The sequence below is a fragment of the Pantoea sp. genome (genome assembly GCF_039594315.1).
Classification (GTDB): Bacteria; Pseudomonadota; Gammaproteobacteria; order Enterobacterales; family Enterobacteriaceae; genus Pantoea.
Genome location: NZ_JBCNNP010000054.1, coordinates 1 through 25,776, shown reverse-complemented (window position 1 = coordinate 25,776; position 25,776 = coordinate 1). Strand labels below are relative to the sequence as shown.

Genomic DNA, 25,776 nt, shown 5'->3' with positions numbered 1-25,776 from the left:
TGCCCGTTAAACCGGGATAACGCTCTCGGGTTCCATCTCACGCGCCAAATCCATCAGTGCTTTTTTATTGTTGATAACATAACCAGACTTCCCTTTTAATAACAAACCTTCCTGAGTGAGTTGTGCAATCACATATAAAAGGTGGCGATAGGACACACCCATATATTCCGCAACCTGCGTATGCTTTTCATGGTACACATCGTTATTTTGCGTCAACAAAATAAATGCCGCTAAGCGGTTTACCAATGAGAAGGATTGATTTCGAATTAAAGAGACAATATTTCGATAATTTTTATGGGTTAAGCTCATGCAAATATGACGTAAAAACAGCGCATCATTTAAAAGTTGTGCACGGAACAATTTTACCGGCAAAGCTAAACACCAGCACTCTTCAATTGCCTGAACCGCGCGTGATTGATGATCTTTATCAATCAGTTCTAGCTCGCCAATAAAACAATTCGCGCTAAAGAAATCAATTAACGAAACCCTGCCGTTTGCTAATGTCGCATAGAGTTTCGCCCGACCGCGAGCCAAATAAAATAAATGTGTCGGTGGCTCGCCCTCTTTCACAATGTAATCACCCGCCACGACGTGAAACAGTCGCGTCTCTTGCATAACATCAATAGAAAATTTCGCTGAATAATCTGATTTTTCTATTAAGTTATGCTTCAGCATTTCATTGTGGATTTCTTTCATAATCGTTTCCCAGCATGAGATTTCTCATATTTAACTTACGATTTTCGCTGTTAGGGTTAAAGCGTCGACGTAGCACTGTCATCACACTTTTAAAAAACAAATGTGATTCGTCCCCTGAAAGAGGAAATGAGAAATGGCACAAAGAAAAATTATTCTGGATTGTGATCCGGGTCATGATGATGCTATTGCAATTATGATGGCAGCTAAACATCCGGCAATTAATTTACTCGGAATAACCATTGTCGCGGGTAATCAAACTTTAGAAAAAACCGTAGTGAACGGTTTGAATGTTTGTCAGCATTTAGACATTGATGTTCCCATCTATGCGGGTATGCCGTTGCCAATCATGCGCCAGCAGATTGTCGCCGACAATATTCATGGCGAAACCGGACTCGATGGCCCGGTCTTTGGGCCATTAACTCGTCAAGCCGAGAGCACCCACGCGGTTCAATACATCATTGATACGTTGATGGCCAGCGACGGAGATATCACGCTGGTGCCTACCGCTCCATTAACCAATATTGCCGTCGCCATGCGCATGCAACCGGCAATCATCCCAAAAATAAAGGAGATCGTCCTGATGGGCGGCGCCTATGGCACGGGAAACTTCACACCTTCAGCCGAATTTAATATCTATGCCGATCCTGAAGCAGCCCGCGTGGTGTTTAGCTCAGGCGCACCTTTGGTCATGATGGGACTTGATTTAACCAATCAGACCGTATGTACCAAAGACGTTATTGCCCGCATGGAAAAAGCCGGCGGCCCAGCCGGACAACTTTTCAGTGACATTATGAATTTTACGCTCAAAACCCAATTTGAAAATTATGGCTTAGCCGGAGGACCGGTGCATGATGCGACCTGCATCGGATATCTTATCAATCCTGAAGGCATTAAAACCCAGGATATGTATGTTGAAGTCGATGTTAATTCCGGACCTTGTTATGGCCGAACGGTATGTGATGAATTAGGTGTATTGGGCAAACCCGCCAACACAAAAGTCGGCATCACCATCGATACCCATTGGTTCTGGGATCTGGTGGAAGAGTGTGTACACATGTACAAATAATCTTTCTCATAAACTCTCTCTATTAACCGGGCATGCAGCAGAGCGAAAGCTTTACTGCATGCCTTCATCGCTATCAGGCATACCAAAACGTAATATAACGAGAAGATCATTATGGATATAATGAGAAGTTTTTTAGGTGTGGCGGTATTACTGACAATTGCTTTTATATTATCAGTAAATAAACGAAATATAAGTTTGAGAACAGTGAGCGCCGCACTATTGTTACAAATGATTATTGGTGGAGCAATACTCTACTTGCCGCCAGGGAAATGGCTAGCCGAAAAAGTCGCCTTAGGCATCCATAAAATAATGAACTACAGTGATGCAGGAAGCGCATTTATCTTTGGTGCATTAGCCGGGCCTGATATGGACAGAATCTTTAACGGAGCCGGATTTGTTTTTGCTTTTCATGTCTTACCCGCCATTATTTTCATCACGGCATTAGTCAGCTTGCTGTATTACATTGGGATTATGAAGTTGCTGATTGGTGTTCTTGGCACCCTTTTCCAAAAAGCACTGGGCATTAGCAAGATTGAGTCATTTGTTGCCGTCACCACTATTTTTCTGGGTCAGAATGAGATCCCCGCCATCGTTAAGCCATTTATTCATCGGCTCAATCGCAATGAGTTATTTACTGCGATTTGTAGCGGGATGGCGTCCATTGCTGGCTCCACAATGATTGGCTATGCCGGGTTGGGCGTACCGATTGATTATTTGTTGGCAGCCTCGTTAATGGCGATCCCAGGCGGAATTCTCTTTGCCCGTATTCTTAGCCCTGCAACCGAGGAGACACAGATTGTTTTTGATAATCTCTCCTTTAGCGAAACGCCGCCCAAAAGCATTATTGAAGCCGCAGCATCTGGGGCGATGACCGGGCTAAAAATTGCCGCAGGGGTCGGCACTGTTGTAATGGCATTTGTCGCCATGATTGCCTTGATCAACGGAGTTATGGGCGGTATCGGCAGTCTGTTTGGTTTTGGTGATGCGAGCTTGCAAGTGATTTTTGGCTATGCACTGGCTCCACTCGCATGGGTGATGGGTGTCGATTGGCATGATGCTACGCTAGCAGGCAGCCTGATAGGGCAAAAACTCGCGATTAACGAGTTTGTGGCGTATCTGAATTTTTCCCCCTATTTGCAAACGCCCGGCAGTTTAGATAGTAAAACCGTGGCGATTATTTCGTTCGCGCTGTGTGGCTTTGCCAACTTTGGTTCGATTGGCGTGGTCGTGGGTGCATTTTCTGCCATCGCGCCACAACGGACCTCTGAAATTGCTCAACTCGGTATGCGTGCGCTGGCAGCGGCTACCCTCTCTAATCTGATGAGTGCCACCATTGCGGGCTTGTTTATCGCAATTGCTTAAAAATAAAAAACCCGGCTTGCGCCGGGTTTTGCTTAGCTACATTCTCAATCAAACGGTTAACTGTAAGCGTGCAGCGTGCGTTGACACAGCGCTGAGCGGACGCAATCCTCTTTACCGAAGCGCACAACACCAATCATCTCATCCTCTTCGAAGCGCGCGAGCGCATCGGCCAGACCAGACTTGGCGTGCGACGGTAAGTCACACTGGGTGATATCGCCGTTAACAATCACGGTCACATTCTCACCCAAACGCGTCAGGAACATCTTCATCTGTGCCGCGGTGACGTTTTGTGCCTCATCAAGGATCACCACAGCATTTTCAAAGGTACGTCCACGCATGTAGGCGAAGGGCGCGATCTCTACCTTGGCAATTTCAGGCCGCAGGCAGTATTGCATAAAGGAAGCGCCGAGACGTTTAACCAGAACGTCGTAAACCGGTCGGAAATACGGGGCGAATTTCTCGGAGATGTCTCCTGGCAGGAAACCGAGATCTTCATCCGCCTGCAAAACCGGGCGCGTCACAATAATCCTTTCGATATCCTTATTGATCAGGGCCTCAGCCGCTTTGGCTGCGCTAATCCAGGTTTTTCCGCAACCGGCTTCACCGGTGGCGAAAATCAGCTGTTTCGTTTCTATGGCGTTGAGATAGTGTGCCTGAGCTTCATTTCTGGCTTCAATCGGACCGCGGTCACGCGCATCGCGTGCCATCCCAATCGAATCCAACCCACCCATTTGCACCAGCGAAGTGACCGATTCTTCTTCACGCTGACGGTGACTGCGAGAGTCGCTACGAATAACGCGTCTTGCTTCACGACGTGCTTTGATCACTGCTTTCTGTCTTCCCATAGTGGCACCTTACAGTTGGTTTCATTTATCGCGGCGGATCACCCGCGGCGATGACTTGAACGCTTTAGAGGTTTATTTGGCTTCCTTGTAAGCCGTTTTTGAGCCAGTGAGAATGGTGCGTCATCGCGCCGAAACGCAATAGCGCACCGGTAAAGAGAATGAGATTGAACGAGAACGAAGTTTTAATTCCAGAGAGGTTGCGTTGAGGGGAAGAAATCCCCCGCAGTGTACTGCGTGTGGTGAAGCTATTTAACTGTCCCAAAGAGAGACGGGTCATGCGCGAACTCCAGTGGCTTAGCCACACAACTGACAACGCTTATGAATAAAGTGCATCATATTTGCGGTGGTTTGCAACAGTAATTTTACTTCCACGTAAAGAAAAAAAGATAAGCGAAGCATTGCGCCAGCGAGCTTAAATTAAACTAACTTTATTTATCAATGAGATAGTTAATTTGCCGGTCAGTGAACTTTTTAGGAACATTCGTGATCGCCTGCGCCCAGCGGAAAGTTTAAGGAATGCTTAACAAAAAACGCCTGCCTAACGATACGCTAAGCAGGCACTGTACATTTATTAATCAGGCTTGCAGTAAAGGTTGGCCGAGATAATGGTTTTCATCCGCTACGCCTGGCAACGCAAAAAAGTATCCGCCACCAATCGGGCGAATATATTCTTCCAGCGCTTCGCCATTCAGACGTTGCTGCACAGTAAGAAAGCCTTTGGCTAAATCATGCTGATAGCAAACAAACAATAAACCCATATCCAACTGACCGGCGCCGGTAATACCGCTGGAATAGCTGTAACCGCGACGCAGCATCAAACTGCTGTCGGTTTCTGGCGTACGTGGATTGGCGAGCCGAATATGCGCATCCAGCGCAATCAAATCGCCATCCGGATCTTTACGGTAATCCGGCACATCATGTTCGTTTTGCATGCCGAGCGGCGCGCCCGATAACTTCTCACGACCAAAAATGGTTTGCTGTTCACCCAGCGGCGTACGATCCCACATCTCCACGTGGAAACGAATGATGCGCACCGCCTGATAACTGCCGCCGTGCGTCCACGCTGGTTCCTGTTGCTCATGCGTCACCCACAATAGTTGATCCATCAATGCGGCGTTATGGGTATCGGGATTGGCGGTGCCATCTTTGAAACCGAGCAGATTGATTGGCGTCTCTTTGCCGTTGCTGCGTGCTGCGTGATCGGCAATAAAGCCGTCGCGTCGCCAACGCACCGCCAGCAAATCTGGCGTGTGTTTGATAATGTCACGCAGCGCATGGATCACCGTATCTTGCGTGTTGGCGCAGATTTGCAGCAGCAGGTCGCCGTGGCACTGCTCCGCATCCAGCGAATCGTTGGGGAATCGCGTCATGGTTTGCAGCTGCGCCGGTTTATGCGCACTTAAGCCAAAGCGTTCATCAAACAACGCGGCGCCCACCGACAAAGTCATGGTGAGATTATCGGGTGAGATATCCGCACCGAGAATGCCCGAATCCATCGGCGGCAACTGCGGATTGGTTACCGCTGGAGCCGCGCCGCCTTTGGTCAGAAAGGCAAACCGCTGGGTGAGTAAACGGAACAGACGCTCAAGATCGGCCTTGTCACTGGCGAGCACATCAAAAGCAATCAGCATCATCGACGCCTGTTGCGGTGTGACGATACCGGCTTGATGTGGGCCGTAAAAAGGTTGCGCCTGCTGGCGCGAATTGGGTGCAACCGTGCCGGGAGAGAAGCTATCAGCAGCGGCAGCCGTGTGGAACGGGCAGCCACCGCCGAGGGCGGCCGCACCGCCCAACAAGCCTAATCCCTGCAATAAACGACGACGCGACGGTTGCGCCGCGTCATTTTTATCACTCATGATCAATCGAGACCTAAGGTTCCACGCAACAGGGAGAGATCTTCCGCCAGCGTGGTAATTGGGCCTTTCAGCGCATTACGGTCGGCGGTGGTGAGTTTTTCGTACGACTCAAAGCCGTCTTTGGTGCGATATTTACTGAGAATGCTGTCCACTTTCTTGAAGTTAGCATCCACTTTCGCCAGCAATTGCGGATTGCCTTTTTGCAGCAGCGGACGTAGCAGATCAACGATTTTCTGGGCGCCATCAATGTTGGCTTGGAAGTCAGAAAGATCGGTACGGCTGTAACGGTCTTCTTCGCCGGAGATTTTGCTCGATGCCACTTCTTCAATCAGGCCAGCTGCGCCGCCCACCACTTTCACCGGTGGGAACGCCAGTTCACTGATGCGGGTTTGCAGGTCCAGCACGTCCTGATTCAGCTTGGTGGCAAATTCTTCCGCACCTTTGGTGGTGTTATCGGCGAAGAGAATTTTTTCCAGACGGTGGAAGCCAGTGAATTTCGGATCTTCGTTTTTCTTCTCGAAGTCATCTTCACGCGCATCAATGCTGCTATCCAAATCGGAGAACAGTTCGGCAATCGGTTCGATGCGCTCGTAATGCACGCGCGTTGGTGCATATAGCGCTTTCGCCTTCTCAACATCCCCAGCTTTCACCGCATCGGTAAAGGCTTTGGTACCCGCCACCAGATCTTTGACTTCATTCATCACGTAGACTTTGTAATCGGCGATCGGGCCGACCAGTTCCAGCACATCGGGTTTACCGGTCGCGGCTTTCTTCGCATCACCGCTCACCACCAGCTTGCCTTTCGGATTGCTGAGCAAGCCGCAGGTCATGTCGTATTCGCCCGCTTCCAGGTTGGCGGTCAGTTTCTGGCTGAAGCCCGGCGCGATGTTCTCACGCTCTTCCACCACCATCACCCCTTTCAAAATCTCCCACTCCAGCGCTTTTTGGCTGTTGTTTTTGATGATGAATTGGGTTTTGCCGGCCTGCACATTTAGCGACATCGGCTCACACTGTTTGTCAGTCACGGTTACCGTGACTTGTGGGATGGCAGCAGCAGAAGCGGCACCAGAAAGCGCCAGCATTGAAACCAACAGCGCCTTACGGCGGAAGCGAATCGTCATAGTGATATCCCTGTTACATGGAAGAACAGGCGCGCAATCGCGCCTGATTAAATTTAGCGCGTGGTGCGTGCCGCGTTGATCTGCGGGCGAGCCGGGAAGAAGAACAGCAGCAGTGCGGGAATCAGGTAGATCAACCAAACCGTGACTTCGCTGACGCTTGGCGTTTCCTGATAACCCAAAATCCCTTCCAGCAGCGTGCCGAACACCGAATGCGTCGAGAGCGTATTGCTCATGTCGAACGCCACATCCTGGAAGTGATTCCACAATCCTGCTTCGTGGAAGGCGCGAATCGCGCCAGCAGCCAATCCGGCGGCAACGAACAAGATGAACAAGCTGGTCCAGCGGAAGAAGTTGGCCAGGTTGAGACGAATGCCGCCGTAGTAAAGCAGCATGCCGAGCACCACCGACGTGGCGAGGCCGAGCACGGCGCCGATGGGCGGTGCATAGCCGACGTCCTGCGTGAATGCGGCGAGCAGGAAGAACACCGACTCCAGCCCTTCACGCGCGACCGCCAGAAACACCATCAGTACCAATGGGAAGCCGCTGCCGCCCTGCTTTTGCAGCGCCTGATCCACCGATTTTTCCAGCGTGGCTTTGATATTGCGCGACACCTTGCGCATCCAGAACACCATCGAGGTCAGAATCACCACGGCGATCACCGCGACAATGCCTTCGAATAATTCCTGCTGCTTCTGCGGGAACTCGCCGGTGGTTTCATTGATGAAGATGCCCAATGCCAGGCAGAGTGCGGCAGCAATAAATACGCCTGCCCACATCGCTGGGAACCATTGGGTGCGCTGGGTGCGTTTGAGATAGCTAGCGATCAGGCTGACGATGAGTGCTGCTTCCAGACCTTCACGCAGCATGATGAGAAACGGTACGAACATCACCAACCTCTTGATTGTTAAGGAGGGTAAATCCTAGGTAAAAAAACGTAAACTGCGAACGATACTGATTATCATTACGGGGAGAAAAAATACAAGTCGCGGCAGGAAATTAATTTGGTTTTTGCGGAAACGGGTGCACATTTTGCTGTGCGCACCGCCCCAACATTGCGCAATAAATTGCGCCGCTACGGTTTGTGCGATTTGCTACCAACCGCACTCCACTGTAGCGGCGCGATTCATCGCGCATCCTTTGACTCTGGCTGGCAAAAAAAAAGCCCGCGATACAAAATCGCGGGCCATTGTTACGACAGGAAATTACTTCGTGTGATATTCGGCTTCTGCAGCCGCGAAGCGCTGTTGTGCTGCTTCAGATGGCGCGCGACCCAACAGGCTGAACACCACAATCGCGATGCTGGCAAAGGCGAAGCCAGGAATGATTTCATACAGCTCGGTGTAGCCGTAGGATTTCCACAGCAGCACGGTTGCTGCACCAATCACCATGCCCGCCAGCGCGCCGTTGCGCGTCATACGCTTCCAGCACACACCGAACAGCACCACTGGACCAAACGCCGCACCGAAACCAGCCCACGCATAGCTTACTAAGCCCAGCACGCGGTTTTCCGGGTTTGCCGCCAGCGCAATGGCGATCAGCGCAATCACTAACACCATGAAGCGCCCCACCCACACCAGCTCTTTCTGGCTAGCGTTTTTACGCAGCAAGCCTTTGTAGAGGTCTTCGGTCAAGGCGCTGGAACACACCAACAGCTGGCAGCTCAGAGTAGACATCACCGCTGCCAGAATTGCTGACAGCAGGATACCGGCAATCCACGGGTTGAACAGAATACGCGCCAGTTCGATAAACACACGTTCGCCGTTTTGGCTGACGTTGGCAGCGTGTTCCGGGTGGTTTTGGAAGTAAGCGATACCAAAGAAGCCCACCGCAACCGCACCCGCCAGGCACAGAATCATCCAGATCATACCGATACGACGCGCGGTACGAATGGTGTGATGCGAATCCGCGGCCATAAAGCGCGCCAGAATGTGTGGCTGACCGAAATAGCCCAGACCCCAACCGAGCAGCGAAATCACCGCCACAAAGTTCAGTCCTTTCAGCATGTCGAGGTTTTCGAGGCTTTTCGCTTCGATCACTGCCAGCGAATCATCGAGTCCGCCAACCGCCACAATCACGATAATCGGCGTCAGAATCAGCGCGAAGATCATCAGGCTGGCTTGCACGGTATCGGTCCAGCTCACCGCAAGGAATCCACCCACCAGCGTATAGAGAATGGTGGCGGCCGCTCCGGCCCACAGCGCCGTTTGGTAATCCATGCCGAAGGTGCTTTCAAACAGACGCGCACCGGCGACCACGCCAGAAGCACAGTAGATAGTGAAGAAGATCAGAATGACCACCGCCGAGATGACGCGTAACAGCTTGCTGTGATCCTCGAAACGGCTGGAGAAGAAGTCCGGCAGGGTTAAGGCGTTATCGTGATGCTCAGTTTGCACGCGCAAACGACCGGCAACGATTTTCCAGTTCAGCCATGCGCCGAGCGTCAGGCCGATGGCGATCCAACTTTCGGAAATGCCTGAGAGAAAAATCGCACCCGGCAAGCCCATTAACAACCAGCCACTCATGTCAGATGCGCCCGCAGATAATGCGGTAACCACGCTGCCTAAACTACGGCCACCAAGAATGTAATCATCAAAACTTTTGGTTGAACGGTAGGCAATAAAACCGATTAACACCATCCCAAGGATATAAACCACAAAGGTCACCAACATCGGTGTACTTATACTCATACTCTCTCCACTTATTATTTGATCCGTTAAGAGAAATCGCGGGCCGTCGGAACGTGACCGCCCTATTTACCGCATCCAGAGAAAGCGATTTCCCTTAAGGCGCGGTATCCTGCCGCAAAGGTGCGGCGCGCACAATGCATTTAACACAGCTGTCACATTGGTTTCACCTGACTTCGCGCTTTACGTGCCAATAGGTTGCACACGCTCACACTTTGGGTTGCACCTTAATGCAAGCAAGAATCGTCTCGTTGACGCCGGTTGCAACATTGGCGAGTTTCTTGCAGCAAGTTTCATGCCGCTTTTCGGCTATTAACATTCCAGGCGGTTAAAAACGTGCAACCCAAGTCACATTTAACACGGTTGCACAAAGTTGCAACATAGGTGATATTGCTGCCCACGCTGGAGTTGAATCACTTTTTTGAGGAGGAGGAAATCATGGGAACCACCACCATGGGGGTGAAGCTGGATGAAGCCACCCGCGATCGCATTAAACTGGCGGCACAGAAAATTGACCGCACATCCCATTGGCTGATTAAGCAGGCGATTTTTAACTATCTGGAGCAATTGGAAGCCGGTGAAGCGGTACCTGAATTCCCGCAACAGCTGATTGATGCGATCACTGATGAAGGCGTATCAGATGAGGCATTGCAGCCTTTCCTCGACTTCGCCGAACACATTTTACCGCAGTCGGTGAGCCGTTCAGCGATCACCGCCGCGTGGCGCCGTCCTGAGACTGACGCCGTGCCGATGCTGCTGGAGCAAGCGCGTTTACCGGCTCCGCTGGCAGAAAAAACCCATCAGTTGGCTTACAGCCTCGCCGACAAGTTGCGTCACCAAAAAGGGGCAACCGGCCGCGCCGGTATGGTGCAAAGTCTGCTGCAAGAGTTCTCACTCTCTTCGCAGGAAGGTGTTGCGCTGATGTGTCTGGCCGAAGCGCTGCTGCGTATTCCGGATAAACCCACGCGCGATGCGCTGATCCGCGACAAAATCAGCAACGGCAACTGGCAATCGCATCTGGGCCGCAGCCCGTCGATGTTCGTTAATGCCGCCACCTGGGGCTTGCTGTTCACCGGTCGTTTGGTTTCCACCCATAACGAAGCCAACCTGTCGCGTTCGCTGAATCGCATCATCGGCAAGAGCGGCGAACCGCTAATCCGCAAAGGTGTGGATATGGCGATGCGTTTGATGGGCGAACAGTTTGTAACCGGCGAGACCATCGCCGAAGCGCTGGCGAATGCGCGCAAGCTGGAAGAGAAAGGCTTCCGCTACTCCTACGATATGCTCGGCGAAGCAGCACTGACCGCCAGCGATGCTAAAGCTTATCTGGTGTCGTATCAGCAGGCGATTCATGCTATCGGTAAAGCCTCGAACGGTCGCGGCATTTATGAAGGTCCGGGCATTTCGATTAAGCTGTCGGCGCTGCATCCGCGTTACAGCCGCGCGCAGTACGAACGCGTGATGGACGAACTCTATCCGATCCTCAAATCCTTGACGCTGCTGGCGCGTTCCTATGACATCGGCATCAACATCGATGCGGAAGAAGCTGACCGCCTTGAGTTGTCGCTCGATCTGCTGGAAAAACTGTGCTTCGAACCGGAGCTAGAAGGCTGGAACGGCATTGGTTTCGTGATTCAGGCTTATCAAAAACGCTGCCCGTTTGTGATTGATTCGCTGATCGATTTGGCGCAACGCAGCCGCCGCCGTCTGATGATTCGTCTGGTAAAAGGCGCGTATTGGGATAGCGAAATCAAACGTGCACAGATTGATGGTCTCGAAGGCTATCCAGTGTATACCCGCAAGGTCTACACCGATATTTCCTATCTGGCCTGCGCGCGCAAATTGCTGGCGGTGCCGAACCTGATCTATCCGCAGTTCGCCACCCACAATGCCCACACGCTGGCGGCGATCTATCAGCTGGCGGGCAACAACTATTATCCTGGCCAGTATGAATTCCAGTGCCTGCACGGCATGGGTGAACCGCTGTACGAACAAGTGGTAGGTAAAGTGGCGGATGGCAAACTCAATCGTCCATGCCGTATTTATGCGCCGGTCGGCACCCACGAAACCTTGCTGGCTTATCTGGTACGTCGCCTGCTGGAAAACGGCGCGAATACCTCATTCGTTAACCGCATCGCCGATAACAGTTTGCCACTGGATGAGTTGGTGGCCGATCCGGTGGCTGCCGTGGAAAAAATGGGCGCAGCGGAAGGCGCGGTAGGTTTGCCGCATCCAAAAATTCCGTTGCCGCGCGATCTGTATGGTGCCAAGCGCGCTAACTCGGCCGGATTAGATATGGCCAACGAACATCGCCTGGCATCGCTCTCCAGCGCCTTGCTGAACAGCGCCACGCAGCCGTGGAGCGCGCAACCGTTGGTGGAAGGTGAATTGGGCGCAGGCGTCAGCCGTCCCGTGCTCAATCCTGCGGCACCGGCTGACGTGGTCGGCAGCGTGCGTGAAGCCACGGAAGCAGAAGTCTCAGACGCGCTGGATGCGGCAGTCAATGCTGGACCAATCTGGTTCGCCACGCCGCCGCAAGAACGCGCCGCGATTCTGGAACGCGCTGCCGAGGCAATGGAAGGCCAGATGCAGCAGCTGATCGGCCTGCTGGTGCGTGAAGCGGGTAAAACCTACAACAACGCCATCGCCGAAGTGCGCGAAGCGGTAGATTTCCTCTATTACTACGCTGGCATGGTGCGCGACGATTTCGATAACGAAACTCATCGCCCGCTTGGCCCCGTGGTGTGCATCAGCCCGTGGAACTTCCCGCTGGCGATCTTTAGCGGACAAATTGCCGCCGCATTAGCAGCCGGTAACAGCGTATTAGCCAAACCTGCGGAACAAACTCCGCTGATCGCCGCACAGGCGGTACAGATCATGTTGGATGCAGGCGTACCGCCGGGCGTGCTGCAATTGCTGCCGGGACAAGGTGAAACCGTCGGCGCGCAGTTGACCGGCGATGAGCGCGTACGTGGCGTGATGTTCACCGGTTCAACCGCCGTCGCTACCTTGCTGCAACGCAATCTGGCCGGTCGTCTTGATCCGCAAGGCCGCCCGACGCCGCTGATTGCGGAAACCGGCGGTATGAACGCGATGATCGTCGATTCCTCCGCGCTGACCGAGCAAGTGGTGGTGGATATCGTGGCGTCAGCGTTTGATAGCGCCGGTCAACGCTGTTCCGCGCTGCGTTTGCTGTGTGTGCAGGATGATGTTGCCGACCACACACTGAAAATGCTGCGTGGCGCGATGGCGGAATGCCGCATGGGTAATCCAGAACGTCTCTCGACCGACATTGGTCCGGTGATTGATGCCGAAGCCAAAGCCAACATCGAGCGTCATATTCAGGCGCTGCGCAATAAAGGCTTCAACGTTTATCAGGCGGCGCAAGAGAACCCACAAGATAGCAAAGAGTGGAACAGCGGCACCTTTATCAAGCCGACACTGATTGAGCTGGATCAGGTCAGCGATCTGGATAAAGAAGTGTTTGGCCCGGTGCTGCACGTGGTGCGTTTCTCGCGTAACCAGTTGCCGCAGTTGATCGAGCAGATTAACGCGTCGGGTTACGGCCTGACGCTCGGCGTGCACACGCGTATTGATGAAACCATCGCGCAGGTCACGGCGACAGCGAAAGTCGGCAACCTGTACGTTAACCGCAACATGGTCGGTGCGGTGGTTGGCGTGCAACCGTTCGGTGGCGAAGGCTTGTCGGGAACCGGTCCGAAAGCCGGTGGTCCGCTGTATCTGTATCGCCTGTTGGCGAACCGTCCAGATGGCGCGCTGCGCATTACCTTTGATCGCCAGGATGCTGAACGCCCAGTTGATAGCACGGTGCGAGCAGAATTGATGCGTGCGCATCAGGCATTGCAGCAATGGGCGCAGGATAAACCTGAGCTGCTGACGCTGTGCCAACGTTATGACGAACTGGCGCAAGCCGGTACGGTACGTCTGCTGCCGGGTCCAACTGGTGAACGTAACACCTTCACGCTGCTGCCACGCGAGCATGTGCTGTGCATCGCCGATAATCAGCAAGACGTACTGACACAGCTGGCGGCAGTCACCAGTGTCGGTAGCCAGGCGATTTGGCAAGATGATGAACTACATCGTACGCTGCGTGCGGCGCTACCGGCTGAGGTGCAAGCGCACATCAAGCTGGTAAAAGATGCGCTGGCGGCCGAATTTGATGCGGTGATTTATCACGGGGATGCCGATCAACTGCGCAGCCTGTGCGAACAGGTGGCGGCCCGCGATGGCGCGATTGTTTCGGTGCAAGGCTTTGCGCGCGGCGAAACCAATCTGCTGCTGGAGCGTTTGTTGATTGAGCGCTCATTGAGCGTCAATACCGCCGCAGCGGGCGGTAATGCCAGTTTGATGACCATTGGGTAAAGCAATAGCGGCCCAAACGGGCCGCTTTTTTTACGCCGCCGATTTACTCCGCTTAATTCCAATCAACGTTGGGAACACAAACAACGATTGCCCCAATCCTCGGTTGGTCACCGACCACACCGCCACCGAACACAGCGAACAAATCCCGACAATCGCCAACGGATAGAAACAAGCCCACAGCATCGAGAACCACGCGTGTTCGAACAAATGATGACGCTGCGCGAACAGAATCGCCGACATGCCGAAGAACTCAATAAAGATGCGGTGAATGACGTAGATTTGCAGCGTGTTACGCCCTACCCAGTTCAAATAGCTCATCTTGAAGTGCTCGTTCAGCCAGCGACACGCCGCCACGCTGAACAGCACCGCCAGAATGCACAAGAACAGGCTTTTATCGAGGCCGAAGATCACGTGCAGTCCGGAGATCGCCGCCAGGATTGCCCACGGCACAATGTTATCGCGACGCAACTCGCTCATGCGTAGCATCATCGGGCTCCAGAATGCGCCCAGCAGGAAGAACAGGAAATACTGTGCCACGCTTTGCGGTCCCCAATACGGGATGATTTTCTCCACTGCCAGATAGTTCAGCACAATCGCCACCACCAGCAACGCCACTTTCTGTTTCTTAAAGACTTTCGCACACAGGAAATAGAGCGCTAAACCGTACAGATACCAAGAGGTGCTCATCGCCATGAAGGTCAGCTTGAGGAACTCAATCAGCGAACCGGCATACGCCGCATTAAGGTTCTGCGAAATACGCTGCCCGGTGATTTCAGTGGAGATGCCAACAATCGACCACCACTGAATAAAGCCCCACAAAATATACAGATAGAACAGATTGGTGATACGGCTGGTAAACACCTGCTTCCACGGACGATTCAAAATTCCGTTCGTTGCCAGTAAGCCTGAAACAAAGAAAAATGCTGGCATACGCAGCGGCGATAATACGGTATTAAATTGCACCCATATTTCCGCCGGGATCCAACCGGCGGTGAGCAATTTAACCGTGCCTTCAAAACCGGGTAATACGGTGTGATACAACACCACCAGCAATATGCAGGCGCCCTTAAGGGTGTTGACCCATGCAATATCTTCTTTCCTGGCGTTATTCATATGATTAACTCCCACTGCTGTGTAGGTCATTAAGGAGAAGGGTGAGGAAATAAGCGTTGACGCATTTGTAATAGTTAAACAATTATTCAACAAGCCTGGCGGGCATGATGTAGCGAAAGTCCTAAATGTTTTTTTCTGGCCCTGATATAACAATACTTTACAGATCCAGACAATAATAGACTACTGAGCAGGCTAAGGAAATTTGCCTTAATTAGAGTCACTAAAAGCGACTTAACTAAATTAAGTGTGAAAGTCATCACGGTGGGAAATTAAGAAAAATCGCCCTATTCTTATACCAATAAATATTCAAAAAATATCAATGCCAATATTAAATGTGGCAAATGGATAAGCGGGGGAATTATGGATGTGTTAATGGGGAAATATTACCGTTATACATGTTATAGGATCGCCATTTATGGTGACCTGGCAAAAAATATATTTTGGGCCAGCGCACTGGCCCAACGAAATTATTGCAAAGGAGCCGGTTTGGTTTCGGCTGAAGATTTACGCAGCAGGCGCGGATAGAGGAACAGCATCCTGCCTGGTCCGCGATTCAGCATGGTCCACACCAGCAGTGAAATGCTGGTACAGAGCGCGACGCCGGTTACTGGCATCAGCAGCGCCCACGCCCAACTGAAGGCCGCATGACCAAACCAACCGTAATGCAGCGCCAGCGCGATGGCGCTCAATCCCAGCAGCTCAATAAAGATGCGGTGCAGCACGTAGATTTGCAGCGTGTTGCGGCCAATCCAGTTAAGCCACGCCATGTTGAAACGTTCGTTAAGAAAACGACACAGCACGATACCAAACACGATGGTCAGCAAGCTGTAAAACGGATTTTTATAGATGCCGCCAACGTGATGCAGGATGCCAATCAGGGCAATCGCGCCGAGCAGCAACCAATGCTGGCGCTTCAATTCACTTACCTCAATCAGCGCCTGGCTGAAGAACACGCCAATCAGGAAGTAGAGATAATTCTGCGCCACGCTCGCCGGGCCCCAACCGGGAATCAGGCTGAACTGCGCTGCGTAGGTGGCAACGATACCCAGCGCCATCAACGCCAGCTTTTGGCGATGGAACAGTTTCGTGAACAGGAAGAAACCGGCTAATGCGTACAGATACCAAAGGCTGGTCATTGAAGTCATCAGCAGCTTGATGAACTCAAACGGCGTATCGGCATAGGCGGCATTTTTGGTGCTGGAGAGCCGCTCCCCGAGATGCGTCGAGATGTAGTGAATGCTGATCCACTGAATCACGCCCCACAGCAAATAGAGATAGACGATGTTGCTGAACTTCTTGGTGAACACCTCTTGCCAGCTTTTTTTGGTGATCGAACTGGCGGCGAGCAAACCGGATACAAAGAAGAAAGCGGGCATACGCAGCGGCGAAAGATAGGTATTGAACGCCACCCACCAGTGGGCAGGCAGTAAACCGGCGGTGAGATGATGCAGCGAAGGGGCGAATGTGGTGATGATGGAGTGGTGCAATACCACCATCAAAATGCAGCCCCCTTTTAGCGTGTTGATCCAGAGGACCTCTTTCCTGGCAGTCGTCATTGCTTTGTCCTAATTGCGCCATGAATTTGTAAAGAATTATTTATATTTACAAAGATGTCTCAATCGGGACTTTCCTAATAAGGAAAATCATCACTGCATGTAGGATTTTACTGATTAATTGGTCAGTAATTTCATTGAGTTATACTGAATGTCAGAAATGAATTTAGGATAAAACTGAGAGGGTTAGCACCATTGAAAATTAAAAAAGCGTCGCCAATGGCTGACGACGCTGGTATTTATTGATTAAGAAACTTATCGAGAAATTGCCGGGTACGTGCCTGCTGCGGATTGCTGAACAACTCTTTCGCCGCGCCCTGCTCCACGATGCGTCCCTGATCCATAAAAATGGCGCGATCCGCGACGTCGCGCGCAAAGCTCATTTCATGGGTGACAATCACCATGGTGCGTTTCTCTTCAGCCAGTGCGCGAATGGTATTCAGCACTTCGCCGACCAGTTCGGGGTCGAGCGCCGAAGTGGGTTCATCAAACAGAATAACTTCCGGACGCATCGCCAATGCACGGGCAATTGCCACACGCTGCTGCTGGCCGCCAGAAAGACGGCGCGGGAAACTCTGTTCCTTGCCGTGCAAGCCGACTTTCTCCAGCAAGCTGCGCGCACGCGCAATCGCTTCATCCTTTGGCTCGCCTTTGACGATCACCGGCCCTTCAATGATGTTCTCCAGCACCGAACGATGTGGGAACAAGTTGAAGTTCTGGAACACAAAGCCCACTTGCTGGCGTAACTCGCGCACCAGCTGTTTCTGCTTGTTGAGCCCCAACGCCGCATCAATGGCGATATCACCGACTTTAATGTGCCCGCTTTCCGGCACTTCCAGCAGATTGATACAGCGCAGCAAGGTGGTTTTGCCCGAGCCGCTTGGCCCAATTATCGCCACCACTTCGCCGGGCGCCACGTCGAGATCGATGCCGTGCAGCACCGTCTGGCCGTGAAACTGTTTCACCAGCTGACGGACTTCAATTGCACTCATTTGCCCTCCCGATCCTGACGATTCACATGCGCTTCCAGCCGATTTTGCAGCGCCGACAGCACTGTCGCCATCACCCAGTAAATCAGCGAAGCCGCCAGATACATGGTGAACACTTCCAGCGTACGTGAGGTGATCAGCTGCGCCTGACGGAACAGCTCTGGCACCTGAATGGTGGCTGCCAGCGAAGTATCTTTCACCAGGCTGATAAAGCTGTTACCCAGCGGTGGCAAGGCGGTACGCGCCGCCTGTGGCAGAATAACGCGGCGCAGCGTTTGCCACGGCGTCATGCCGATACTGGCTGCCGCTTCCCACTGACCACGTTCAATCGCGGCAATTGCGCCACGCAGTGATTCAGAGGCGTAGGCGGCGGTATTCAGCGACAAACCGATCATCGCGGAAGGAATCGGGTCCAGCTCGATACCAAACTGCGGCAGACCGTAATAGATCATAAACAGTTGGGCGATCAGCGGCGTGCCACGGAAAATCGACACATAAATGCGCGCCAGCCAATTAATTGGCCAGAAATGCGACAGGCGCATCAACGCCAGCACGAAGCCGAGTACCAGGCCGAAGAACATCCCGCCGATACTCAGCTGTAGCGTGAACAGCGCGCCTTTGAGTAAGAATGGTGCTGAATCCAGCACCAGTTGTAAGCTTTCCTGCATTATTTAGTGACGTCCGCGCCGAACCATTTCTCAGAAAGTTTGCTCAGTGAACCGTCTTTCTGCATATCGGCAATCGCCGCATCAATGGCTTTCACCAAATCATCATTGCCTTTACGCACCGCAACACCTGATTCCAGACGCGAGAACGCTGGGCCAGCCACTGCCATGGTGTCGCCGGTTTTCTTCACCAGATCCAATGCTGCCAGGCGGTCCACCAGAATGGCATCTAAACGGCCTGAACGCAGATCCTGATATTTGGTTGGGTCATCATCGTAGGTACGCACATCGGCTTTCGGCACATTATCTTTCAGCCACTGTTCGTAGTTGGAACCCAAACCGACACCGACTTTCTTGCCGGACAGATCTTCTGGCTTAGTGATGCTGCCAGCGTTTTTCTTCATGGTCAGCGCCTGCACACCAGAGATGGTGTACGGCGTAGAGAAGTCATACTTCTTCTGGCGCTCTGGTGAAATGGTTACCTGATTGATCACCACATCGATGCGCTTAGAATCCAGCGAGGCCAGCATGCCATCCCATTTGGTTGGACGCAGATCGGCTTTCACGCCCAGATGCTGCGCTAGCTCCTGCGCGAACTCGACTTCGAAACCGGTCAGCTTGCCTTTTTCGTCCTGGAAGCTGAACGGCGGATAGGTGCCTTCCAGACCGACGCGCAGCTCGCCTTTGCTCTTCACTTGCGCCAGCAGATCTTCTGCCGCGAAGCTTTTAACGTTGACGCCCGCGACCAGCGCGACCGCCATCATGCCCATCACCATTTGGCGACGAATAGGAGAGAAATTCATGTTTACCCCATTTTTTGTGATGTGTTGTTGTGTGTTGTAGGGCCGCCATTCATGGTGACCTCTTGTTAATAACCGCCGGATTATAAACCGTTTTTACCTGCTGTCTCAGACCGAAGGGTGATAAGCAAATAACGCCGGTGAACCGCCGGTATGCACAAACAGCAGCGGCCCTTCACGGCGGAAGCGGTTTTGCGCGATGCCATCAATCAATCCGGCCATCGCTTTGCCGGTATACACCGGATCGAGCATGATGCCTTCAAGGCGCGCCAGCAGTTTCACCGCTGCCATGCCTTCATCATTGGGTTCGCCGTAACGCGGCGCGAAATAGTCATCCCACAAGGTGATCGGTGCTTTAGCCTGCACTTCCAGCTGCTCAGCTAACGCGCTGCGAATGCGTTCCACCACCGGCAATTGTGCTGCGACTTTACGCGAAACCGTCACGCCAACCAGTTCGGTGTTGGGCAGCAACTGCTCCAGACCAATCGCCAGTCCAGCATGCGTACCGGCGCTACCGGAGGCGACTACTACGCCAGCGAAATCCACCACGCCTTCACTTTGGTGAGCGATTTCCTGCGCACATTCTACGTAACCGAGCGCGCCCAGCGCGTTCGAACCGCCGACCGGCACAATGTACGGACGGAAACCCTGCGCTTCAAGATGTTCGGCCTGTTGAGCCAGTTGCGCGTTGGGATCGTTAAGCGCCTCGACCATGACGATTTCAACGTCCATCAAGTCGAGCAGTAAGCGGTTGCCGTTGGTGAGGTAATTTTCTGAAGTGGTGCCAATCGGATTTTCCAGCAGCGCCACGCATTTTAAGCCGAGACGCGCGGCGACGGCAGCGGTTTGGCGCACATGGTTGGATTGAATCGCACCGGCAGTCAGCAAGACATCCGCGCCTTCGCGCAGCGCATCAGCCGCCAGAAATTCGAGTTTACGCAGTTTATTGCCGCCAAGTGCCACCGGCGTGAAGTCATCGCGCTTAATAAAGATGTCGCGACCGAGATAATCAGACAGCCGCGGTAAATGTTCCAGCGGCGTAGGCGCACCGAGCAATTCCAGACGCGGGAATTGGTGCAGAAGATGTAGGGACAATGCAGCCTCCAGGCAATATGCAATTATCCATACAGTGTTGCAGAAGTTGAGAAAAGTCGCACCCAGAAATCCATGTGCGCGGCCCTTGTTGTTGCCATGCTCGACAACAACAAGGGCGGAATCCCAATCAGCTTTGCTGCCAGCCTAAAAACTGGTCATATTTGCGCAGTGCGATGCGGTAATTGTTGTTGCCCGCATCAGGCAAATCATTCTCCAGACATTCATGCCAGCTATTGCCCCGCAAACGATCTGCCGGGAAGTTTTTCGCCTTCAGCATGTCATCCAGTCGACGCAAGCGCACCACATACTCACGAATGGTGCTATGACTCATTTCGGTCTGCTCAAACAGATACTGTTTAAACGCCATAATGTCGAAGTAATTCGGATGGGTATTGCAAAAAATATCGCTACAGAACCGACACAACGCGGTCAATTCTGGCTGGAGCTTCATCCACACTTGATCGTCAATCATTTGGTCCATGCGTGCGATGGCCTCTTTATTGATGATCTGTCCGCGGAATACTAACGCCATACGGTCTAAAACTTTGCCGCAGTGTGAACAGTTGCTTTGGCTGTGTTTATAGTCTTTAAGATAGCGACTTAAAGGTCTGGCTTTAACTTTGGCTCCCATTGCTGAGTCCCCGGTTTTATTGTTTTTTTCGATCGCCAGGAACTGAGTCTGTCAGCGCGCCCCCGATAATCGGGCACGCAGGCGTTTAATCGCCTGACTGTGCAGTTGACTGACGCGGGATTCACCCACTTCCAGCACCGCGCCAATCTCCTTCAGGTTCAGTTCTTCCTGGTAGTACAGTGTGAGCACGAGTTTTTCACGTTCAGGCAACGCCTCAATCGCTTCAATCACGCGGTCACGTAGGTTTCCTTCCATTAACTGATGAAGCGGGTTGGCCTCTTCATGCCCTTCCGTCACCAGCTCCGCACTGTCGCCGTGCTCTTCCCGATACTCGTCGTAGGAGAAAAGTTGGCTGTTATTGGTATCGAGCAAAATCTGCCGATACTCTTCCAGCGAAACATTCAGCTGTTCAGCCACTTCCTGCTCGGTAGCCGAGCGCCCCAACGCTTGTTCTACCTGATGCATAGCACCTGCTACCTCGCGCGCATTTCTGCGCACGCTGCGTGGCGCCCAGTCGCGACTGCGCAGCTCATCCAGCATTGCTCCCCGGATACGCTGCACGGCGTAGGTGGTAAAGGCGGTGCCCTGTAGCGCATCGTAGCGCTCCACGGCATTTAATAAGCCAATGCCACCGGCCTGCAGCAGATCGTCAAGCTCAACGCTGGCCGGCAAACGTACCTGCAAGCGCAACGCTTCGTGTCGCACCAGAGGAACGTAGCGCTGCCAGAGCGAATGTTTATCCATCACGCCATCGGCGGTATAGAGATCGTTCACGTTGACTACCCTGCGTTAATAAAGTTATCGGCATGATTATCCAATTCTGTAGGGGTTTTGATTGGCGGAATAGGCGGGCAAAAGCGAGGTTATTTCAAATTTGTTATGGTTGGCGGTGGAATGCACCGCCAACCTTGGGTTCAACCGCGCAGGTCACGCAGTCGCTGCCGCGTACCAGGCGGCACGGCATCCCACAATGCGCAAACTTTGCCCTCAAGTGCCTGATAAAAAGGCGTAATGAATGCTTCAGTTTCCAGCGCGGGATTAAACAGCACCTCGCCGGTTTCGCCGTTGATGCTTATCATTTTGTTGATAAACAGCCGTTGCAGGTCACTGCGCAGGAACAATCCGTTATCCGCACTGTTATCCGCCAGAAAGCCTTCTTCATTTTCCTGGGTGTCGATATAGCAGGCTTCCACCCACGGCCAGCTGTGGCGCTCGGTAAGGCGCGTGCCGGTGATGATGCAGGCACCGTAACGCGCTTTCACCGCCGTGGTGAACTCAGCCTGGCTGGCGCGCTGTAATACTTTAGCTTTCACTCGCCGCCCCACTTCCGTGCCGGGCATCACACCGCTCGGCACCTTGTGTTGCGGCGTGCTGAGCACCACCAGAAACTGGATTTTGCGCGACAGCGGGAAACATGGATGCGCGTTGGCATCAAACAGTTGCCAATACTCCTCCTCTTCCGTTTGGCGCATCAACACCAGTTTGAAGCCGCGGCTGTTCAGCAGGTTTTGTGCCGTCGCCGAGTTAGGATCGAGCATGGCGAACACCTGGGTTTCCCCCACCACTTTCCAGCGCCCTTCTTTACGTGCCTCATCGTCGCGACGGAAATAAAGAAACGCCTGCTGGTTCTTTAAATAGTGTTCAAAACGGCGCAGGTAGTTTTTGCGCTCGTTATCGTCCGAGACAAACAGCAGATCCTCGATCGGACTGTTGATCTCCTCCTGCGCAAACAGCGCGCGAATCACTAAATTGCGAAAACTGGTCGACGGGCTCAGCAACCCGCGCGCGGTGAGTTCCTTTTCATCAGGATGCTGCTGCGTGTAGCGCAGGGCAATCTCTTCGAAGGTCAGTAGCTCACCCGGTAACAAGTCATAATTGAAGCGCATAGACACCCCAGAAACGGAAAAAATGTGGCTAAAAAATTGAAATGATTCTGTTGGGAGTTATCGGCAAATCTGGCGGGGACTGTAACAAGGCGGTTACTTTTCTCTGGAAGTAAGGTGTTGGCGGAAATTGGCTTTTTATTTGCGGGGATATTTGAGTTTGTGCAGCGGGAAACGCGGTGTGTAGCGGTCACCATAAATGGCGACCCTACGAAAAGCAGTATGCGGCCAGCGGTGTTGTAGGGTCGCCATTTATGGTGACCGATTTAATTTCCCGCTGGCGGGTAAGGCAATTATTTTAACAAATAGATCAACGACAAATCATCATTTACTTTAGATTTTTCGATCTCAGCGAGGAAGGCTTTATCGGAATGCTGATCGTGTTTAGTCACCGCGTGATAGCTGTAAATAATATTGACGATATCTTCTTCTTCGATATTTTCGACCAAATCAGCACAAGCCGAAAGCAACGCTTTGAGCAAGAACCATTCTGAAACCAGCAGATAAAGATTTGCCATATTGCTAATCTCTTTCTTCGCTGGGAACTCATCGTTATACATGCGGTACTGGATATAGTTGCTCAGAATATGTGGACGTTCCGCTAACCAAGGCAGCATACGGTTTTGCCATGCAGCGTCTAAACGTTGCATCGAAGCAGCAACGTCCTCGATCTCAGCACCATTGCTTTGGATAAAAATCAATTTGTTAGCGTAGTGATGCAGCGTTGACCAGCCGCGTACGCCTTGTTTTCCTGCCAGATATACTTGTACGCGCAGCAATAACGCCCACTGCAATTGATAATCAGGCTTTAATTCATTGATGTTATTTTTAATTTGTCCATTTTGAATCGAAGCAATGATATCGCTGTAATACGCTTCCAGCTGCTCATAGTTATTTTCTGCCTCTTTATTTTTTTCAATATAGAGGAACAGCAAGGCAATGCCATAAAAGCCCTCTTCTGCATTAACGCCACTGCTCAGCATTATATTGCTGCACATGATGTTAATTAGGCGTGATTCTTGATCGATATCCGGTAAGTCTAGTGATTGCGCATGCAACACTGATTTTTGATCCAGCAACATCGAATTCTTATTTAGTAAGAGTTGCTTTGCTGCCTCAGGACATGACAATGTCAGGTTTTGGCGAATTTCATACTTTGACTGGCGCATCACCCGCGGATAGTTAGCACATGTATGACTTAGTGCACCAGCACCCAACACTTTATGTATTTTACACAGACGTTCTTCGTCCAAAAAAGCACAATGACCACTATCTGAAAATTTCATTTTCCCCCAGTTATTGAAACTGGTTTTAGTGGTCACGATATTTTCGGTTGCAATATTTCGTATTTCAATTTCACTTGTTTTCAAATAACGCTTTATGGTTGGTTTATCCAGTGTGATGTCCCAACCTTTACAGCAGTGGTCACGGCAAGCGCTACCAGTACACTGGAAGTTTTTAAAAAACACCGGTTCAATAATTGATATGTTTTTCATCTAGTTACCCGCTTGAAATGTCGCAATGCGATGATTTAAACAGGTTAACAGTTAATCTCCCGTGCAATCCTGATAATAGACCTAAATTCACTCTGCTTTCCTGGGCATAAAAAAAACCCCGCCGAAGCGGGGTTTGATAAGCAAGGAGTTTAAGGCGATTAGCCCTGCAGCAGAGACAGAACCTGCTGTGGAACCTGGTTAGCTTTAGCCAACACTGAGTTACCCGCCTGCTGGATGATCTGTGCTTTAGACATGTTTGAAACTTCAGTTGCGTAGTCAGCATCCTGAATACGAGACTGTGCTTCTGACAGGTTAGTGGTGGTGTTGTTAAGGTTAGTTACCGCTGAATCCAGACGGTTCTGAATCGCACCCAGGCTTGAACGGAACTTATCGATGCTGCTGATAGCTGAGTCCAGAGCGGCCAGTGGATCAGATGTTGCTGAACCAGCAGCAGTGCCTTCAGTGGTGATTTTGCCGTCAGCAGTAACGTATGCTGTTGAACCAACAGTTTTAGCGAACGGGTTAGCATTAGTGTTATCAGTACCGCCAGTACCATCACCCAGCAGATTAGCGTTAACTGTAACTGCGCCGGTATCTTGGTCAACTTTATACTGAGTAGTGAACTGCTTCACATCAGTAAAATCACCAGTTCCGTTCTGATAGGTGTCGCTTGATTTACCAACACCAGTACCAGTACCAGCGAAGTTTACGGTGCCAGTCATAACACCTGACTGATAACTGATTGCTGCACTCTTAACGTTTGCTCCAGCTGCTGCTGTGTCTGCTGCAGCTACCTTCGCTTGGACTTCATCTTTAGAGATGGTTGCGGTGTAAGTCATGCTACCACCAGCACCAGCTGCGAAGTTGTAGTCAGTACCACCAAGGCTTACTGTTGAAGAGTAACCAGCTGCATCAGCAGATGCTTTCATCACAGTGGACAGATCAGTTTGAGTACCACCACCTGCATTGTTGGTTGTCAGGTTACCTGAAGCATCAAGGTAAGCAGCCTGACCGCCAATGGTCAGTTTGCCGTTGGAGTCAACTTCAAAGCTCACGTTGTCGTCTGTACCGCCTTTAGCAGTGTAAGTACCTGTAACGGTGCCTGAAGATGGAACCAGTTTATCCGCAAACGCTTTTACGTTCGCATTGGTCACAGTTGCAGCGTAAGAGAAGTTACCTTTCGCTGAATCGTAAGTGTAAGTTGCGTTTGCCGAGCCGTCAGCGGTGACTACAGCAACAGTGTCGCCAGTTTTCAGTTTAGCGAAGGCGTCTGCAGCAGTTACTGCTGCGTTGTCAGTAGTCAGGTTGTACAGGCCAGAACCGGTAGCAGTTTCGGTTGCGCCAGCAGCAGTCAGGTTAGAAACGGTAGCCGCTTTGTTAGCAACAGTGCCGGTGCCGTTTACGTTGAAGCCGTTCAGACCCAGAGTAGAAGAGTCAATCTTCTTCAGGTCGATAGAGATGGTCTGGCCATCGTTCGCGCCAACCTGAATTTTCAGGGAGCCGTCTTTAGACAGTACGTTCACGCCGTTGAACTGAGT

At 51.9% G+C, this 25,776-nt stretch carries 21 protein-coding genes; 3 read left to right on the top strand and 18 right to left on the bottom strand.

Features of this window, described 5'->3' with window-relative positions; translation table 11 throughout:
* Positions 1-6: 6 nt before the first annotated feature.
* Positions 7-696 (bottom strand): transcriptional regulator YeiL, encoded by a 690-nt coding sequence (yeiL, locus tag ABDW13_RS20105; RefSeq protein WP_343554308.1) that lies wholly within the window; start codon positions 694-696, stop codon positions 7-9.
* Between the two features lie 133 nt (positions 697-829).
* Here yeiL and rihB point away from each other — a divergent pair, with 133 nt between their 5' ends.
* Together rihB and ABDW13_RS20095 are read left to right on the top strand one after the other, a co-directional pair.
* On the top strand, positions 830-1,762 hold the full coding sequence (rihB, locus tag ABDW13_RS20100; RefSeq protein ID WP_343554307.1) for a ribosylpyrimidine nucleosidase: 933 nt from the start codon (positions 830-832) through the stop codon (positions 1,760-1,762).
* A 111-nt stretch (positions 1,763-1,873) separates the two neighbouring features.
* Positions 1,874-3,124 (top strand): NupC/NupG family nucleoside CNT transporter, encoded by a 1,251-nt coding sequence (locus ABDW13_RS20095; RefSeq protein ID WP_343554306.1) that lies wholly within the window; start codon positions 1,874-1,876, stop codon positions 3,122-3,124.
* Positions 3,125-3,180: 56 nt separating this feature from the next.
* Here the strand turns inward: ABDW13_RS20095 and phoH are convergent, their stop codons facing one another.
* The 6 genes from phoH to putP form a co-directional block, all read right to left on the bottom strand.
* Positions 3,181-3,969, bottom strand: coding sequence for a phosphate starvation-inducible protein PhoH (gene phoH, locus ABDW13_RS20090; RefSeq protein ID WP_343554305.1), 789 nt, complete (start codon positions 3,967-3,969; stop codon positions 3,181-3,183).
* 64 nt (positions 3,970-4,033) lie between these two features.
* Positions 4,034-4,246: a hypothetical protein gene (locus tag ABDW13_RS20085; RefSeq protein ID WP_343554304.1), complete on the bottom strand. Its 213-nt coding sequence runs from the start codon at positions 4,244-4,246 to the stop codon at positions 4,034-4,036.
* A 298-nt stretch (positions 4,247-4,544) separates the two neighbouring features.
* A complete protein-coding gene (gene efeB, locus ABDW13_RS20080; protein ID WP_343554303.1) occupies positions 4,545-5,825 on the bottom strand; it encodes an iron uptake transporter deferrochelatase/peroxidase subunit in 1,281 nt (426 codons plus the stop codon).
* Between the two features lie 2 nt (positions 5,826-5,827).
* Positions 5,828-6,946, bottom strand: a complete 1,119-nt coding sequence (gene efeO, locus ABDW13_RS20075) for an iron uptake system protein EfeO (protein WP_343554302.1) — start codon at positions 6,944-6,946, stop codon at positions 5,828-5,830.
* Between the two features lie 53 nt (positions 6,947-6,999).
* The gene (efeU, locus tag ABDW13_RS20070; RefSeq protein WP_343554301.1) at positions 7,000-7,833 is read right to left on the bottom strand and encodes an iron uptake transporter permease EfeU; all 834 of its coding nucleotides are present in this window, start codon (positions 7,831-7,833) and stop codon (positions 7,000-7,002) included.
* 315 nt (positions 7,834-8,148) lie between these two features.
* Complete coding sequence (putP, locus tag ABDW13_RS20065) at positions 8,149-9,633, bottom strand: sodium/proline symporter PutP (RefSeq protein ID WP_343554300.1); 1,485 nt, start codon at positions 9,631-9,633, stop codon at positions 8,149-8,151.
* Positions 9,634-10,068: 435 nt separating this feature from the next.
* On the opposite strand from putP, the gene putA reads away from it, so the two are divergent.
* On the top strand, positions 10,069-14,013 hold the full coding sequence (gene putA / locus ABDW13_RS20060; protein WP_343554299.1) for a trifunctional transcriptional regulator/proline dehydrogenase/L-glutamate gamma-semialdehyde dehydrogenase: 3,945 nt from the start codon (positions 10,069-10,071) through the stop codon (positions 14,011-14,013).
* A 30-nt stretch (positions 14,014-14,043) separates the two neighbouring features.
* Here putA and ABDW13_RS20055 read toward each other — a convergent pair whose 3' ends face one another.
* From ABDW13_RS20055 to ABDW13_RS20005, 11 genes are all read right to left on the bottom strand, one after another.
* Entirely contained in the window at positions 14,044-15,126 is a 1,083-nt protein-coding gene (locus ABDW13_RS20055) for an acyltransferase family protein (RefSeq protein ID WP_343554298.1), read from the bottom strand.
* 467 nt (positions 15,127-15,593) lie between these two features.
* Positions 15,594-16,682 (bottom strand): acyltransferase family protein, encoded by a 1,089-nt coding sequence (locus ABDW13_RS20050; protein ID WP_343554297.1) that lies wholly within the window; start codon positions 16,680-16,682, stop codon positions 15,594-15,596.
* A 236-nt stretch (positions 16,683-16,918) separates the two neighbouring features.
* Positions 16,919-17,671, bottom strand: coding sequence for an L-cystine ABC transporter ATP-binding protein TcyN (gene tcyN / locus ABDW13_RS20045; RefSeq protein WP_343554296.1), 753 nt, complete (start codon positions 17,669-17,671; stop codon positions 16,919-16,921).
* On the bottom strand, positions 17,668-18,336 hold the full coding sequence (gene tcyL / locus ABDW13_RS20040) for a cystine ABC transporter permease (RefSeq protein ID WP_224931622.1): 669 nt from the start codon (positions 18,334-18,336) through the stop codon (positions 17,668-17,670). The genes tcyN and tcyL overlap by 4 nt, the downstream gene beginning before the upstream one ends.
* Positions 18,336-19,136 (bottom strand): cystine ABC transporter substrate-binding protein, encoded by an 801-nt coding sequence (gene tcyJ, locus ABDW13_RS20035; RefSeq protein WP_343554295.1) that lies wholly within the window; start codon positions 19,134-19,136, stop codon positions 18,336-18,338. Before tcyJ ends, tcyL begins: the two co-directional genes overlap by 1 nt.
* A 105-nt stretch (positions 19,137-19,241) precedes the next feature.
* Positions 19,242-20,228 carry a D-cysteine desulfhydrase gene (locus ABDW13_RS20030; protein WP_343554294.1) on the bottom strand — a complete coding sequence of 329 codons (987 nt, stop codon included), beginning with the start codon at positions 20,226-20,228 and terminating at the stop codon, positions 19,242-19,244.
* A gap of 127 nt (positions 20,229-20,355) precedes the next feature.
* Complete coding sequence (gene fliZ, locus ABDW13_RS20025) at positions 20,356-20,859, bottom strand: flagella biosynthesis regulatory protein FliZ (RefSeq protein ID WP_343554293.1); 504 nt, start codon at positions 20,857-20,859, stop codon at positions 20,356-20,358.
* Positions 20,860-20,910: 51 nt separating this feature from the next.
* The gene (locus ABDW13_RS20020; RefSeq protein WP_343554292.1) at positions 20,911-21,633 is read right to left on the bottom strand and encodes an RNA polymerase sigma factor FliA; all 723 of its coding nucleotides are present in this window, start codon (positions 21,631-21,633) and stop codon (positions 20,911-20,913) included.
* A 140-nt stretch (positions 21,634-21,773) separates the two neighbouring features.
* Positions 21,774-22,745 carry an HNH endonuclease signature motif containing protein gene (locus ABDW13_RS20015; RefSeq protein WP_343554291.1) on the bottom strand — a complete coding sequence of 324 codons (972 nt, stop codon included), beginning with the start codon at positions 22,743-22,745 and terminating at the stop codon, positions 21,774-21,776.
* Between the two features lie 290 nt (positions 22,746-23,035).
* Positions 23,036-24,238: a flagellin lysine-N-methylase gene (gene fliB / locus ABDW13_RS20010; protein WP_343554290.1), complete on the bottom strand. Its 1,203-nt coding sequence runs from the start codon at positions 24,236-24,238 to the stop codon at positions 23,036-23,038.
* Positions 24,239-24,396: 158 nt separating this feature from the next.
* On the bottom strand, positions 24,397-25,776 hold a 1,380-nt coding region (locus ABDW13_RS20005), incomplete at its 5' end, for a flagellin (protein ID WP_343554289.1).